Source organism: Microbacterium sp. TNHR37B, assembly GCF_001620065.1.
Classification (GTDB): Bacteria; Actinomycetota; Actinomycetes; order Actinomycetales; family Microbacteriaceae; genus Microbacterium.
This window is the reverse complement of record NZ_LQGV01000003.1, coordinates 659,329-674,707: the sequence shown is the minus strand read 5'-3', so window position 1 is coordinate 674,707 and position 15,379 is coordinate 659,329. Positions and strand designations below refer to the sequence as shown.

General features: G+C 69.6%; 13 protein-coding genes and 3 tRNA genes. 11 read left to right on the top strand and 5 right to left on the bottom strand.

What is annotated here, in order from left to right:
- The 4 genes from AVP41_RS11265 (at window position 1) to AVP41_RS11250 (ending at window position 4,607) form a co-directional block, all read left to right on the top strand.
- A complete protein-coding gene (locus AVP41_RS11265) occupies window positions 1-849 on the top strand; it encodes a carbohydrate ABC transporter permease (protein WP_067164373.1) in 849 nt (282 codons plus the stop codon).
- Between the two features lie 29 nt (window positions 850-878).
- Window positions 879-2,396: an arabinosylfuranosidase ArfA gene (gene arfA / locus AVP41_RS11260; protein ID WP_067164371.1), complete on the top strand. Its 1,518-nt coding sequence runs from the start codon at window positions 879-881 to the stop codon at window positions 2,394-2,396.
- A gap of 626 nt (window positions 2,397-3,022) precedes the next feature.
- Window positions 3,023-3,883 carry a fumarylacetoacetate hydrolase family protein gene (locus AVP41_RS11255; protein ID WP_067164370.1) on the top strand — a complete coding sequence of 287 codons (861 nt, stop codon included), beginning with the start codon at window positions 3,023-3,025 and terminating at the stop codon, window positions 3,881-3,883.
- 49 nt (window positions 3,884-3,932) lie between these two features.
- Window positions 3,933-4,607 (top strand): SDR family NAD(P)-dependent oxidoreductase, encoded by a 675-nt coding sequence (locus AVP41_RS11250; protein WP_067164368.1) that lies wholly within the window; start codon window positions 3,933-3,935, stop codon window positions 4,605-4,607.
- A 9-nt stretch (window positions 4,608-4,616) separates the two neighbouring features.
- Here AVP41_RS11250 and AVP41_RS11245 read toward each other — a convergent pair whose 3' ends face one another.
- On the bottom strand, window positions 4,617-5,393 hold the full coding sequence (locus tag AVP41_RS11245; protein ID WP_067164367.1) for an IclR family transcriptional regulator: 777 nt from the start codon (window positions 5,391-5,393) through the stop codon (window positions 4,617-4,619).
- A gap of 301 nt (window positions 5,394-5,694) precedes the next feature.
- Between AVP41_RS11245 and AVP41_RS11240 the strand changes: the two genes are divergently transcribed.
- A complete protein-coding gene (locus tag AVP41_RS11240; protein ID WP_067164364.1) occupies window positions 5,695-6,138 on the top strand; it encodes a VOC family protein in 444 nt (147 codons plus the stop codon).
- Between the two features lie 127 nt (window positions 6,139-6,265).
- Here the strand turns inward: AVP41_RS11240 and AVP41_RS11235 are convergent.
- The 3 genes from AVP41_RS11235 to AVP41_RS11225 form a co-directional block, all read right to left on the bottom strand.
- Window positions 6,266-6,338: transfer RNA gene (locus tag AVP41_RS11235), tRNA-Phe, on the bottom strand.
- A gap of 67 nt (window positions 6,339-6,405) precedes the next feature.
- Window positions 6,406-6,479, bottom strand: a tRNA-Asp gene (locus AVP41_RS11230).
- A gap of 27 nt (window positions 6,480-6,506) precedes the next feature.
- Window positions 6,507-6,579 (bottom strand) — tRNA-Glu (locus AVP41_RS11225).
- 225 nt (window positions 6,580-6,804) lie between these two features.
- Here AVP41_RS11225 and AVP41_RS11220 point away from each other — a divergent pair.
- The gene (locus tag AVP41_RS11220) at window positions 6,805-8,214 is read left to right on the top strand and encodes a M23 family metallopeptidase (protein ID WP_067164363.1); all 1,410 of its coding nucleotides are present in this window, start codon (window positions 6,805-6,807) and stop codon (window positions 8,212-8,214) included.
- A 90-nt stretch (window positions 8,215-8,304) separates the two neighbouring features.
- Here the strand turns inward: AVP41_RS11220 and AVP41_RS11215 are convergent, their stop codons facing one another.
- The gene (locus AVP41_RS11215; protein ID WP_067164361.1) at window positions 8,305-8,838 is read right to left on the bottom strand and encodes an inorganic diphosphatase; all 534 of its coding nucleotides are present in this window, start codon (window positions 8,836-8,838) and stop codon (window positions 8,305-8,307) included.
- Between the two features lie 192 nt (window positions 8,839-9,030).
- Here AVP41_RS11215 and tilS point away from each other — a divergent pair, with 192 nt between their 5' ends.
- The 5 genes from tilS (at window position 9,031) to folE (ending at window position 15,369) form a co-directional block, all read left to right on the top strand.
- Window positions 9,031-10,020, top strand: a complete 990-nt coding sequence (gene tilS / locus AVP41_RS11210; RefSeq protein WP_067164359.1) for a tRNA lysidine(34) synthetase TilS — start codon at window positions 9,031-9,033, stop codon at window positions 10,018-10,020.
- Between the two features lie 105 nt (window positions 10,021-10,125).
- Window positions 10,126-11,979, top strand: a complete 1,854-nt coding sequence (locus tag AVP41_RS11205; protein ID WP_067164357.1) for a DUF5979 domain-containing protein — start codon at window positions 10,126-10,128, stop codon at window positions 11,977-11,979.
- A 127-nt stretch (window positions 11,980-12,106) separates the two neighbouring features.
- On the top strand, window positions 12,107-12,658 hold the full coding sequence (gene hpt / locus AVP41_RS11200; protein ID WP_067165851.1) for a hypoxanthine phosphoribosyltransferase: 552 nt from the start codon (window positions 12,107-12,109) through the stop codon (window positions 12,656-12,658).
- 95 nt (window positions 12,659-12,753) lie between these two features.
- Entirely contained in the window at window positions 12,754-14,763 is a 2,010-nt protein-coding gene (ftsH, locus tag AVP41_RS11195) for an ATP-dependent zinc metalloprotease FtsH (protein ID WP_067164355.1), read from the top strand.
- A gap of 9 nt (window positions 14,764-14,772) precedes the next feature.
- The gene (gene folE / locus AVP41_RS11190; protein ID WP_067164353.1) at window positions 14,773-15,369 is read left to right on the top strand and encodes a GTP cyclohydrolase I; all 597 of its coding nucleotides are present in this window, start codon (window positions 14,773-14,775) and stop codon (window positions 15,367-15,369) included.
- The last annotated feature ends 10 nt before the right edge of the window (window positions 15,370-15,379 follow it).

Below are 15,379 nucleotides of genomic sequence, written 5' to 3'. Positions count from 1 at the left end.
ATGAACGCTCTCGCCCGCCGCCGTCGCCTCACCGACCAGCTCACCCGCTGGCTGTTCTTCGCCGCCATGCTGCTCGTGGCCCTGCTCATCCTGCTGCCGATCGCGATCATCGTCTTCACCGCGTTCAAGCCGGTCGCCGAGGTCAACGCCTTCCCGCCGACGCTCGCGCCCGGTGCGTGGACGCTCGACAACTTCACGCGCATCTTCACCGATCTGCCGTTCGCCCGGCTCATCCTCAACAGCTTCATCTTCGCCGGCGGCGTGACCCTGTTCGCCCTCGTGTTCGACTCGCTCGCCGCGTATGTGCTCGCCCGAGTGGACTTCCGCGGGAGCAAGCTGCTCCTCATCGCGATCGTCGCGAGCCTCATGGTGCCCTTCCAGGCCACCCTGATCCCGGTGTATCAGTTGGTCGCCGATCTCGGATGGATCAACTCCTACACGGGCCTGATCGCTCCCCGCGCCGCCGATGCCTTCGGGATCTTCTTCCTGCGGCAGTTCTTCCTGTCCCTTCCGCGCGACCTCGACAACGCGGCGCGCATCGACGGGGCGTCCGAGCTGCGCATCTTCCGCAGTGTCGTGCTCCCCAACGCCGTGCCGGCGCTGGTGACCCTCGGGATCTACACCTTCGTCAACAACTGGAACGACCTGCTCTGGCCGCTCGTCTTCACGACCGACCAGCAGATGGGGACGATCACCTCCGGGCTCACCCTGCTCACCGGCCCCGACGGCATCATCCCCTACGGCGTGATGATGGCCGGCTCCCTGATCGCCCTGGCGCCCCTGGCCGTCCTCTTCCTCGTGCTGCAGCGGCGCTTCATCCAGAGCGTGGCCAGCACCGGACTCAAATGACCCCGACCGACCCGAGACGAGAGGCTGCAATGCCCACCGCACGACTCATGTTCGACCCCCGGCTGCCGATCGGTGCCGTCAATCGCCGGCTGTTCGGCTCTTTCGTGGAGCACCTCGGCCGGTCCGTGTACGACGGCATCTACGAGCCCACCCACCCCACCGCCGACGCCGACGGATTCCGCGAGGATGTCCGCGACCTCGTCCGCGAGCTGGGCGTGAGTGCCATCCGATATCCCGGGGGCAACTTCGTGTCGGGGTTCCGCTGGGAGGACAGCGTCGGCCCGCGCGAGCAGCGTCCCGAGCGTATCGACCTCGCGTGGCACTCCACCGAGACCAACGAGGTGGGGCTCCACGAGTTCCAGCGCTGGTTGGAGTCGATCGACAGCGAGCTCGTCCTCGCGGTCAACCTCGGCACCCGCGGGACCCTCGAAGCGCTCGACCTGCTCGAATACGCGAACCTTCCCGGGGGCAGCGCCCGGGCCCTCGAGAGGGCGAGCAACGGACGCTCCGCGCCGTTCGACGTGCGCATGTGGTGCCTCGGCAACGAGATGGATGGCCCCTGGCAGCTCGGGCACCGCTCCGCCGACGACTACGGCAAGCTCGCCGCCCAGACCGCCCGCGCCATGCGCATGTTCGACCCCTCCCTGGAACTGGTGGTGTGCGGGTCGTCGAGCCGGCACATGTCCACGTTCGGCGAATGGGAGCGGGTCGTGCTCTCCCACTCCTACGACGACGTCGACTACATCTCCTGCCACGCCTACTACGAGGAGAAGAACGGCGACGCGGCGAGCTTCCTCGCCTCGGCCGTCGACATGGACGCCTTCATCGAGCAGGTCGTCACGACCATCGACCACGTCAAGGCCGTCAAGCGCAGCGACCACGTCGTCAACATCTCCTTCGACGAGTGGAACGTCTGGTACAACGAGCGCTTCGAGAAGATCGACAAGATCACCGGCGTGGACAACTGGCCGGTCGCGCCCCGCCTCTTGGAGGACGCGTACTCCGTGCTCGACGCCGTCGTCGTGGGGAACCTCCTGATCTCGCTCCTCCGTCGCGCCGACCGCGTGACGAGCGCATCGCTCGCGCAGCTCGTGAACGTGATCGCCCCGATCATGACGGAGCCCGGCGGCATCGCGTGGAAGCAGACGACGTTCTTCCCGTTCGCCCTCACCTCGGCCCTCGCCGTCGGCGAGGCGGTAACGACGCGGGTGGAGTCCGACACCTACGACACCGCCGTGTACGGCACCGTGCCGACGATCGATGCGATCACCACGCACGACGCCGAGGCCGGGACGGTCAGTATCTTCGTCGTGAACCGGTCGCAGACCGACACCACGACGCTCGAGTTCGACCTCTCCTCCTTCTCCGGTGTGATCAGCGGTGACGCGCAGACCCTCGCCGACGACGACATCTACGCCGTCAACACGCTCGCCGAGCCCGAGCGCGTGTCGATGCGGGCCAACACGTCGCTCGCGCTCGCCGATGGGGCCGGGAGCATCGAGCTCCCGCCCGTGTCCTGGACCGTGATCACCCTCCGCACCCGCTAGCCGCCCGGCGGCCTCTCGGGTGCGGCCTTCCCGGGTGCCGCCCGTCCCTTCCGGGTGCCTCCCGGGTGCCGTCCCAGGTGCACAACGGCGGACGGGCGAGGCAACACGCCGCGCGTTCCTCCCCTTCGCGCGGCGTGTCGAGCGCCCAGTCCGCCGTTGTGCTCGCGTCCGGGCAGCAGTTGCGTCGACGGGGCGGGCCAGGGCGCCGGGATGGCAGGGTGCCAGGGGGCCAGGCGGGCGTGGCGGGATGCATGTGCCCCGCGTGCGGCGCACCTCTCTCTCGAGCACAACGGCGGACGCGGGAGGCGACACGCCGGGGGTTGAGGCCGCGTCGTCGGCGTGTTGCCGGACGTATCCGCCGGTGTGCGCGGCTGCGGTTGCGGCTGCGGGGGAGCGCAGAAACGGGCCTCGACACGCCCGCACATCATCATAATCATTCCACTAATTGGAATGTCCATCGCACTATCGGAATGTGACTACACTGGCGACATCGCTTCACGAAGCGTCGATGGAGAACGGCCACTCATGGCAACCCGCCCGCCGGCCCCCGGCCGCGGCGCCCCGCCGCTGCTGTGGTCGGGAAGCGCCGGCCCGGACCTCGCCCCTGTCCCTGAAGGAGGAGACCAATGAAACTACTGCGCGTCGGACCGGAGGGCACAGAACGCCCCGGAGTCCTGGTCACCGAGGACGGGCTCGTGGACGTCTCCGATCTCGTCACCGACTTCGACGAGGAGTTCTTCGGGTCCGGCGGGATCGCACGGATCGCTCCGGTCGTCGAGGAGCGCCGGCGGGAGGGGCGGATCACGCCGCTCGCGGGCCAGCGCATCGGCGCTCCGATCGCCCGTCCGCACCAGATCATCTGCGTCGGTCTCAACTACAGCGACCACGCACGGGAGACCGGCCAAGCCGTGCCGGAAGAGCCGATCCTGTTCACGAAGTCGCCCAACACGCTCGTGGGTCCCCACGACGACGTGCGGCTTCCGCGCGGGGCGACGAAGGCCGACTGGGAGGTGGAGCTCGGTATCGTGATCGGCGCCCGCGCAAGCTATCTGCACTCCCCGGTCGCCGCGCGCGACCACATCGCCGGCTGGGTGCTGGTCAACGACGTCAGCGAGCGCGCGTTCCAGATGGAGCGGGGCGGGCAGTGGCTGAAGGGAAAGTCGGCCGAGACGTTCAACCCCGCGGGGCCCTGGCTCGTCACCCCCGATGAGGTCGACGACGTGACGGCCCTCGACATGTGGCTCGACGTGAACGGGGTGCGCCGGCAGACCGGGTCGACCGCGACGATGATCTTCGACCCCTACGTGATCGTCCACTACATCAGCCAGTTCCTCGTCCTCGAGCCCGGCGATCTCATCAACACCGGCACCCCTCCCGGCGTCGGGATGGGCTTCTCTCCCCAGATCTGGCTGCGCGAGGGCGACGTCATGACCCTCGGCATCGAGGGACTCGGCACGCAACGGCAGACCGTGATCGGCCCGCGATGAGCGTGACCGGCCCCACGTTCCTCATCCAGATCTGACGAAGGAGACCGACATGACACGTGCCCTGGTGACCGGAGGCGCACGCGGCCTCGGCGCGGCGGCCGCGGCCCGACTGGCCGACGACGGAGTGGAGGTGATCCGCGTCGACGTCTCGGACGGTGGCGACGTCGTGCTCGACATCACGGACGAGGCGGCGGTGGCGGCGGCCGTCGCCGACATCGGCCCCGTCGACGTGCTCGTCAACTCGGCCGGGATCGTCGGCCCGAACACGCCACTGCTGGAGACCGACTCGGCGCAGTGGCGACACGTCTTCGACGTCAACGTGCTCGGGACTGTCGCGATGATGCGGGCCTTCGTCCCGGGCATGGTCGAGCGTGGGTGGGGCCGGGTCGTCAACCTCGCCAGCATGGCGGGGAAGGACGGCAACCCCAACCTGTCGATCTACTCGGCCTCGAAGGCCGCGGTCATCGCCCTCACCAAGTCGGCGGGGAAGGAACTGGCCACGACGGGCGTCCTCGTCAACGCGATCGCTCCCGCGGTGATCGCGACCCCCATGAACGAAGACACCGCCCCCGACGTGCTCGCCCACATCACGAGCCTCATTCCCATGAAACGTGTGGGGAGAGCGGAGGAGGTCGCCGAGCTGATCGCCTGGCTCGCGTCCGACCGGGTGAGCTTCTCCACCGGCGCGGTCTACGACATCAGCGGGGGCCGGGCCACCTACTGAGGCGCGGTCCTAGCGGCTGGCGCCACTCGACGCGACGATCGCGCGCACCTCGTCGATGCGGGCGATGAGCTCCGGCAGGGGCGTGCGGAACGCGAGCGCGCTCACGCTGACCGCCCCCGCGGTCTCGGGATGCGCGCCGCTGCGCAGGGGAACCGCGACGCAGTTCACGCCCTGCTCGTTCTCCTGGTCGTCGATCGCATAGCCGCGCTCACGCGTGCGCTGCAGGTCGTCCCACAGCTGCTCGACCGAGACGATCGTCTGCGGGGTCCGCGCCACGAGAGGCGTCGCGGCGACGATTCCGGACAGTTCCTCGATGCTCCCGGCGGCCTCGCTCAGGAGCATCTTGCCGACGGCCGTGCAGAACGCGGGGTTCCGCCCGCCCACCACCGAGGTCAGCCGCACCGATCCCGACGACGGATCCACCTTCGCGCGGTAGACGACCTCGGCCCCGTCGCGGACGGCGTAGTGGGCGGTCTCGCCGAAGGCGTCGACCAGGGCGTGCAGGATCGGCTCCACGGTGCGCTGCTCGGGCCGGCGGGCATGGTTCTCGAACGCCAGCCGGAGGAACTCGTCGCCCACGACGTACATCCCGCGTCCCGCCTGCGCGGCGAGCCCTGCACGGCGCAGCGAGGCGAGCGCGCGGTGCACGGTGGACTTGGGGCTGTCGACGGCGGCAGCGAGCTCGTCGAGAGTGGCACCGTCGGGCCGCTCGGCCAGCTCGATCAGGAGCGCGAGCACCCGATCGGAACCGACGACGCGCGGTGCGGGATCCGGATGTGGCGCCACTCGGTCATCCTAGCCGGGCGGGGTGGGCGGGGTGCCGGGGCGGGTCGCCGGCGTGGGGCGCTGGGGCTGGGCGCTGGTCCAAGGCGCTGGCCGGTGGCACGACCGAGGTCCGGGCGACGGTGGCGTCGGACGCAACGGCGGAGATCCTGTCCATCGCCCCGGTGTGTCGGAGCTGTCCCCCGGCGTGTCGCCCGCGCGGTCCGCCGTTGTGCCGCCCGGCGGAGGTGCCTCGCACCCGCTGCGGGCCATTGTATTGCGGGCCGTGCCGTGCCACAGTCGGCGCGGAGCGGAGGAACACACGATGGGCATCGCACTGGAGAACGTCGGCATCGCGGTTCGCGACATCGAGGAGGCGATCGCCTTCTTCGTCGACCTCGGCTTGAGTGTCGTCGGGCGCGACACGGTGAGCGGAGAGTGGGCCGACGCCGCCGTCGGGCTCGATGGCAACCACGCGAAGATCGCCGTCCTGCAGACTCCGGGCGGTCAGGGTCAGATCGAGCTGTTCGAGTATCTCCATCCCGAGGCGATCGAGACCGGCCCCACCTTGCCGAACCAGATCGGGATGCACCGCGTGGCCTTCTCCGTCGACGACATCGACGCGTCCCTCGCCATCGCCGCCACCCACGGATGCCACCCGTTGCGCGGCGTCGCGACCTACCAGGACATGTACAAGCTCACCTACTTGCGCGGCCCGAGCGACATCCTCGTCATGCTCGCCCAGGACCTACGGCGGCCGGCGGAGTGAGGTGAGATCGGAGTGTCCGGGGGTCCAAGTGGCTCCGGCCCCGAGACCACTCACCAGCCCAAAGCAAAACCCCCGCCATGTAGAAGCTAGGCGAGGGTTTCTGGGACCGTTGTAACGACGGTCCGTGTGGCTCCGACGGGCGTCGATCCCGTGACCTCACGATTTTCAGTCGTGCGCTCTACCAACTGAGCTACAGAGCCGCATGGCTTCGAGGAGCCATGTCCGAGACGAAGGGCCCTCTGTTTCCAAAGGGCCCGTCGCTTGGAGCGACCCTGACGGGACTTGAACCCGCGACCTCCGCCGTGACAGGGCGGCACGCTAACCAACTGCGCTACAGGGCCATGCTTGTTCAGTTGTGGGTGGTTGTGTGACCCCAACGGGATTCGAACCCGTGCTACCGCCGTGAAAGGGCGGCGTCCTAGGCCGCTAAACGATGGGGCCGAGCGAACCCGGAGGCTCACGCTTACCGACGCTCAAGCATACGCACGATCCGCCCAAATCGGAAATCGACGGCATGGCCTCGCGCGCATCGTGCCCCGCCGGGTCGATGATGGACGGGTCCGCGCCGATCGACGACCCCCACCGTCGACGTTGCCGCGACCCTCGGCATCCGGGGCACATGTTGTTAGTGTGGCTCGTGTTGCTGTTGTGACTGAGGAGTGAGACGTGCATTCTGAGCAGTCCGGATCGCCGGAGGAGTGCGGCTGCGCGCCGACCCCTCAGGAGTTGCGCAGCCTCGGCCGGACGATCACACGTCGCGGCGCGATCGGCCTCGGCGTCGCGGGTGTCGCGGCGGTCGGCTTCCTCGCCAGCGCCCCCGCCTTCGCCGCGTCGTACCCGTCGTGGGACGACGTCGAGCGCGCGAAAGCCAACGAGAAGTCCAAGGCCGCGGAGATCTCGCGCATCGAGGGCCTCATCGCGAACCTCGAGAACGACGTGGCCGCCAAGCAGGCCGAGGCGGAGCGGCTCGGGCTTGAGTACAACGAGGCGCAGGAGGCGTTCGAGGAAGCCGCCGATCGTGCCACCGCCCTCCAGGAGCAGGCCGACGCGGAAGAGGCCAAGGCGAAGGATGCCGCCGACAAGCTCGGCCGCCTCGCCGCGCAGCGTTACCGCATGGGCGGCGACGACACCTCGCTCGAGCTCTTCTTCTCCGGCTCGGCCGCCAACGCCGACGAACTCCTCGCCCGCCTCGGCACGATGGACAAGCTCCTCGACGCCAACCGCAGCGTCTACACCGCGGCGGTCAGCGCCCGCGACAACGCCCAGAACCTCTCCAACCAGGCCAAGGTCGCCCGCGCCGAACGCGACCGCCTCCAGCAGGAGGCCGAAGCGAAGATGATCCGCGCGCAAGACGCGGCCTCCGCAGCCCAGGCGGCGCTCGAGGCCCAGAGCGCGCACCGCGAAGAGCTGGAAGGCCAGCTCGCCGCCCTGAAGGACACCACCGCCAAGACGGTCACCGAATACAAGGCCGGCGTCGAGGCGCGCCGCAAGGCACGGGAGGCGCGACTCAAGCGCGAGCGCGAGGAAGCCGCCCGCCGCGCCAAGGAAGAGGAAGAGCGCCGCCGCCGCGAAGAAGAAGCCGCCAACAACGGCGGCGGCGGCAGCTCCGGCGGTGGAGGCGGCGGCGGAGGAGGCGGCGGTTCCGCGGGCGAGGTCCAGCCCTCCGGATGGGTCCGCCCTGCCTACGGCTACATCAGCGCGTGGTTCGGTGCCCGTGGCACCATCTGCTCCAACGGCTACTGCACGAGCGGGCACCGCGGCATCGACTTCGCCGGCGGCTGCAGTTCCCCGATCTATGCCGCCGCGTCGGGCCGCGTGATCTTCGCGGGGTACAGCGGCGCGTGGGGCAACTACATCAAGGTCGATCACGGCGACGGCATCGTCACGGGCTACGCCCACATCAAGCCCGGCGGGTACAACGTCGGCTACGGCGACCGCGTCCGGGCCGGCCAGACCATCGCCTACATCGGCAACACGGGGGTCTCCACCGGATGCCACCTCCACTTCGAGGTCTACAGCGGGGGCGTGCGGATCAACCCCGCGCCGTTCCTGCGCGCCCGCGGCATCTCGGTCTGACGCCCTCCCGCAACGGACCCGGCGCAGCTGCCAAGAGAAGAGGGGCGAACACCGGTCTCCCGGCATCCGCCCCTCTCGAGCTGACGTGCGTCAGATGGTCTTCGGCGCGTGACCCTCACCCTGGGTGGCGGTCTGCGCGTCGTTCTCCTGGAACCGCTCGAACGCCTCGGCGACCAGGCGCTCGGCCTCGGCAGCCCCGGCCCACTGGTCGACCTTGACCCACTTGCCGGGCTCGAGGTCCTTGTAGTGCTCGAAGAAGTGGTTGATCTCGCCCTTGGTCCACTCGTCGAGGTCATCGACGTCCTGGATGTGGTCCCAGCGCGGGTCCTTCGCGAGCACGGCGACCACCTTGTCGTCGCCACCGGCCTCGTCGAGCATCTTCAGCACGGCGACCGGACGCACCTTGGCCAGCACGCCGGGGTAGAGGTCGCGGTCGAGGAGCAGCAGCACGTCGAGCGGGTCGCCGTCCTCGCCGAGCGTGTCTTCGAAGAAGCCGTAGTTGGCGGGATAGCCCATGGGCGTGAACAGCACGCGGTCCAGGAACACGCGACCGGTTCCGTGGTCGACTTCGTACTTCACGCGGCTGCCGCGCGGGATCTCGATGACGGCGTCGTACGCGCCCATGACGGTTCTCCTTCGGAAAGCTGTGGAATGCCGGGGACCAGCCTAGTCACGCCCCCGTCGCGTGCAGAACTCCGGAAAAACGACGTGCGGCGGCCGGGATAGTCCCGCACAGGCCCGGCGCGCGGGGAAACTCCGGAGTGGTGAACCGATCGCGCGCGAGACCGCCTGCCGCGCAGTCGATACCGTGGAGCCATGGACCGCCGCCCCGGACTCGATCCCGCCGTCGCCGCGGTGCGCCGCGCCGTGCGGGAGGCTCTCGCGGGCGATGACTCGCCGGTCGTCGTCGGGCTGTCCGGAGGCGCCGACTCGCTCGCGCTGACCGCAGCGGTGGCCTTCGAGGCCCCCAAGACCGGGATCACGGCCACGGTCGTCGTGGTCGACCACGGGCTCCAGGACGATTCCGCGGTCGTGGCGGCGCGCGCGGCGGCGACCGCCGAGTCGCTCGGGCTCGCCGCGCGGGTGGTGCGCGTGCAGGTCGGCTCCGACGGCGGACCCGAATCCGCCGCCCGTGACGCCCGCCGGGCCGCGCTGGCGGCCGTGGCCCGCGGGACCGGCGCGCGGCGCGTGCTCCTGGCCCATACGCTCGACGACCAGGCCGAGACGGTGCTCCTGGGGCTCGCTCGCGGCTCGGGCGCCGCGAGCCTCGGCGGCATCTCGCCCGATCGGGAGGTCGAGGGACTGCGGTGGCTCCGTCCGCTGCTGGAGGTGCGGCGCAGCACGACCCGCGCCGCCTGCATCGCGCAGTCGCTCGACCCGTGGGACGACCCGCACAACCTCGACCGCCGCTTCCTCCGCGTGCGCGTGCGCCACGACGTGCTTCCCCTGCTGGAGACGACACTCGGCCCCGGAGTCGCCGAGGCTCTCGCCCGGACGGCGGATCAGCTGCGCGAAGACGCCGATGCGTTCGCGGCCATCATCGACGAGACGATCGAGGACATCGTGGAGCCGGCGGAGGCCGGGATCGCCGTGTCGGTCGGGGCGCTCGCCGCGAACCCACCCGCGCTCCGGCACCGCATCATCCGCCATGTCGTCGCGAGCGAGTTCGGGCAGAGCCTCACTCGCGCGCAGACGCGGGAGGTCGCTCGGCTCGTCACCGAATGGACCGGTCAGGGGCCCATCGACCTCCCCGGATGTCGGGCTCTCCGCCGCGGGTCGCGCATCGAGTTCGTCGCCTCCGCGTAATAGAACGCACGTCCGCCCATCTCATCTATGGCGGGTGAGACGACTCTCCCCGCATATCGCACGGCGCCGGGGGGCGCGTGCGCTCGTACCTGGGGGAGGGACGAAATGAACAGATTCGCGCGTGCGCGAAAGCGCGTGAGCGCGGCGCTGGCGCTCGTGATCGGCGGCGTCATGGCGCTGTCGGCGGTCACGGCGGCACAGGCCGCGCCGCCGTATGAGACCGAGGCCACCGTCACGTCGATCGCGTTCACGCAGTCGACGGTCGAGTCGGGCCAGAAGGCGGAGCTGACCGGAGCGTGGTCGCTTCCGAACAATCCGACGCCGCCCGCGGGGTTCGTCATCGACCTGCCGGACGACCTCCAAGGGCTGTCCGACTCGTTCGCCCTGCACGACGCCGCCGGCGAGGTGATGGGCACGTGCACCGTCGGGGCCACCCAGATCGTCTGCGACTTCGACGCCGACTACCTCGCAGAGCACCCGCGGAACCTCAAGGGAACGTTCGACTTCTGGGTCGAGGTGAAGACCGAGGTCACCGAGACCACCGAGATGACCTACGACTTCGGCGACGTCGATGCGTCGGTCACGGTCACGCCCGGCTCGTCCACCTGCCCCGACTGCACGTTCGAGGGCATGCCGAACAAGAAGTCCGGCAAGTACAACCGTGAGACCGACACCATCGCGTGGGCCGTCGACATCAAGGCGCCGCGTGAGGGCATGGCCGACGACCAGCTCGTCACGGTGCGGGAGCGGCTCGGCGAGAACCAGGAATGGGCGCGCACCGAGGCGGGCGCGATCGACATCTTCGTCATCGGCACCAACAAGGTCGACGCCACGGGAAAGCCCACCGGCTGGACGCGCGTGACCTCCCAGGTCGGTGCCACCATCACCGAAGACGGTGACGCGGTGCTCGTCTCGTTCCGCTCGCAGGGCGGATGGTTCTACTCGGTGCACGGCAACGTCAAGGTCACCGATGGCGGGGCCGCGCGCACCTACACGAACGAGGCGGACATCACGATCGCCGGCGAGACCACCCGCACCGTCACCGGCACCGTCACCCGTCAGGGCGGCGGCGGCGTGGGCGGCGGCGATCGCGTGGGCGACTTCTCGATCACCAAGGAGGTGCGCTGGAGCGACGAGCCGATTGCGGGCCTGGAGTTCGAGGGGACCTACACCGTGACCGCACCCGACGGTGAGGTCACCGAGGGGACCTTCCAGGTCGCCGAGGGTGACACCTGGAAGAGCCCGGAGTTCGACGCGGGGTCGCGGGTGCACGTCGAGGAGATCGTCCCGACGGGTCCGGCGGGCATCGACTGGGCGGAGCCGCAGTTCTCGCAGAACGACTTCGCGCTCGGCGCCGACGCCACCGTCGCGGTGACGCTCACGAACGAGGCCACCGTCGCGCGGGCGCCGTTCTCGGCCACGAAGGTCATCGAGGGTGACGGGGCCGACCTGGTCGCGCGCGACACCACCTTCACGCTCGCGTACGAGTACCCCGCCGGTGATGGTTTCGCGGCAGGATCCGGCACGCTCGTCCTGCCGGCCGACGGCGCCGTCGTCACGTCGTCGCCGCTGCCGGTCGGAGCCGTGCTGTCGCTGTCGGAGCTGGCGCCGGTCACCATCGACGGAGCCACGTGGGAGACCCCGCGCCTGTCGGCGACGTCGATCACGATCGGGCGAGGCGAGCCGATTCGGGTGACCGTGACCAACACGCTCACCCGGACCCCGCCGCCCACGCCGCCGGTCACGCCTCCGGCGACCCCGCCCGCGACGCCGCCCGTGACCCCGCCGGGGAACGAGACGCCGCCGCCGACCGGCGTCGACCACCACCACGAGACCCCGCCGCCTCCGGGCCTGGCGATCACGGGTGGGGAGCCGGCATACGGCATCCTCGCGCTCGGAGCACTGCTGGTCGGCCTCGGAGTCTGGGCCCGCACCCGCCGCACCGCTCGCGCGGAGTGAGAGCGCTCGCGCGCTGACATCAGGAGGACCGGGAGTCATGTGCTCCCGGTCCTCCGCTCTGTCCCGCACCTCGACCGTCCGGCCCGCGGCGTTCGGGGAGGCGGATGCGAGTGCCTACACTCGAAGGATGCGCGCGGCCGACATCGCAGACCAGCTGACCACCGTCCTCGTCACCGAGGAGCAGATCCAGGAACGACTCGACGCGCTCGCCGCCCAAGTGGTCGCCGACTACGAGGGCAAGGACCTGCTGCTCGTCGGGGTCCTGAAGGGAGCGGTCATGGTGATGGCCGATCTCGCCCGGGCTCTTCCTCGCGAGATCGCGATGGACTGGATGGCCGTCTCGTCCTACGGCGCCGGCACCAAGTCTAGCGGCGTCGTCCAGATCCGCAAAGACCTCGACGCCGACCTCACCGGCAAGCACGTGCTCATCGTCGAGGACATCATCGACTCCGGTCTCACCCTCAGCTGGCTGCTCGAGAACTTCGCCTCTCGAGGCGCGGCCTCGATCGAGGTGCTGGCGCTCCTGCGCAAGCCCGAAGCGGCGAAGGTCGAGATCGACTGCCGCTACGTGGGATTCGACATCCCCAACGAGTTCGTCGTCGGGTACGGCCTCGACTACGCGGAGGGTTACCGCAACCTGCGCGACGTCGCCGTGCTCGCGCCGCACGTCTACAGCTGACGGTTCGCGGAGCCCGCAGCGCCCGCGGATGCTCGGTACGCCGTGGGCGAATGCACAGACCGCGCATAGTCGGCGCGCGATAGCCTGAGCGGATCATGGACTTCAAGAAGCTCACCCGCAACCCGTTCGTCTACGTGTTGCTCATCGGCGTGCTGTTCCTCATCGGCATGTCGCTGATCTCCGGGCTCACCGGCGCGAAGCGGATCACGACGCAGGAGGGCCTCGGTCTCCTGGATGGCGACACCGTCACCAAGGTCGTCATGACCGATGGTGACCAGCGGGTCGATCTCGCCCTGTCGAAGGACTTCCAGGGCTCGAAGAACGTCCAGTTCTACTACAACTCCGCCCGTGCCGACGAGGTCGTCGCGGCCATCGATGCCGCCAAGCCGAAGGAGGGCTTCGACGACGTCGTGCCGCGGGCCACCTTCTGGGACGGCCTCCTGTCTCTCATGATCCCGCTGATCCTGCTGGGGCTGCTGTTCTGGTTCCTCCTCTCCAGTGCCCAGGGCGGCGGCAGCAAGGTCATGCAGTTCGGCAAGTCGCGCGCCAAGCTCGTGACCAAGGAGACGCCGACGGTCACCTTCGCCGACGTTGCCGGGGCCGACGAGGCCATCGAGGAGATGCAGGAGATCAAGGACTTCCTGAAGGACCCCGCGAAGTTCCAGGCGGTCGGCGCGCGCATCCCCAAGGGTGTGCTCCTGTACGGCCCTCCCGGAACCGGAAAGACCCTCCTCGCGCGCGCCGTCGCCGGAGAAGCGGGCGTTCCTTTCTACTCGATCTCGGGTTCTGACTTCGTGGAGATGTTCGTCGGTGTCGGCGCGAGCCGCGTGCGCGATCTCTTCAACCAGGCGAAGGAAAACGCCCCGGCCATCATCTTCATCGACGAGATCGACGCCGTCGGTCGTCATCGCGGCGCCGGAATGGGCGGTGGTCACGACGAGCGTGAGCAGACGCTCAACCAGATGCTCGTCGAGATGGACGGCTTCGATCCGAAGGCGTCGGTGCTGGTGATCGCGGCCACCAACCGTCCCGACATCCTCGACCCGGCGCTCTTGCGCCCCGGGCGCTTCGACCGGCAGATCGGCGTGGATGCTCCCGACCTCAAGGGTCGGCAGCGGATTCTCGAAGTGCACGGGCGCGGCAAGCCGCTCTCGCCGTCGGTCGACCTGTCGGTCGTGGCTCGCAAGACCCCCGGCTTCACGGGTGCCGACCTCGCCAACGTCCTCAACGAGGCGGCGCTGCTCACGGCGCGCTCCAACGCCCAGCTGATCGACATGCGCGCGCTCGACGAGGCGATCGACCGTGTCATCGCCGGACCGCAGCGACGGACACGCGTGATGAAGGACAAGGAGAAGCTCATCACCGCCTACCACGAGGGTGGTCACGCCCTGGCGGCGGCGGCGATGAACAACACCGACCCCGTCACGAAGGTCACGATCCTTCCGCGTGGCAAGGCGCTCGGCTACACGATGGTGCTGCCGCTGGAGGACAAGTACTCCGTCACCCGCAACGAGCTGCAGGATCAGCTCACCTACGCGATGGGTGGCCGTGTCGCCGAGGAGATCGTCTTCCACGACCCCACCACGGGCGCCTCGAACGACATCGAGAAGGCCACCGGGATCGCCCGCAAGATGGTCACCGAGTACGGCATGACCGACGACATCGGGCCGGTCAAGCTGGGATCGTCGTCGGGTGAGGTCTTCATGGGTCGCGACATGGGTCACGGCCGTGACTTCAGCGAGCGGATCGCCGAGCGCGTCGACGCGCAGGTGCGCGAACTGATCGAACAGGCGCACAACGAGGCCTACCAGGTGATCAACGACAACCGCGACATCCTGGACAAGCTCGCGCTGGCGCTGCTGGAGAAGGAGACGCTCGACCACCTCGAGCTCGCCGAGATCTTCTCTGACGTGAAGAAGCTGCCGCCGCGCCCGCAGTGGCTATCCAGCCAGGAGCGGCCCGTGTCCACACTGCCGCCCGTCGAGGTGCCGCGCACCCGCGACGAGGCGAGCCTCGCCGCCAGCGTCGCGGCCGAGGACGATGCGGCGGCGCAGAAGGCGCCGGCCCGGCGTCCCAGCGGGCAGGCGCGACCGGCGACCGCATAAGCTCGATCCGTGGCCGTCGATCGTGACCGCGTTGCCGCTCTGGTGCGCGACCTGCTCGAGGCGATCGGAGAGGATCCCGATCGTCCCGGCCTGCGCCTGACCCCGCAACGCGTTGCCGACGCGTACGCCGAGTTCTTCGCGGGTGTGGGTGAGGATCCGGCCGCCCCGCTCGCCCACACGATCTCGGTGACCCGCGGTCCCGCGCCCGACACGCTGCCCTCCGGCGCGGTGATGCTCCGCGACATCCGGTTCCGCTCGGTGTGCGAGCATCACCTCTTGCCTTTCGCCGGGCACGCCCACATCGCATATCTGCCGGGGGAGCAGGTCGTCGGGCTCGGCGCCCTTCCTCGCGTCGTCGACGTGCTGGCCGCTCGCCCCCAAGTGCAGGAGCGTCTCGGGGAGCAGATCGCCGACGTGATCGCCGGCTCGCTCGACACACGCGGCGTCGTGGTGGTCCTGGATGCGACCCACGAGTGCGTGACGATGCGAGGCGGGCGACAGCCCGACGCCTCGACGGTGACCGTCGCTGCGCGCGGTGAGCTCGCGGAACCGGCGGCCCGGTCGGAGATCATGTTGCTCCTGAGCGGCCACGGGTCGTCGACATGACGGAGCCGGC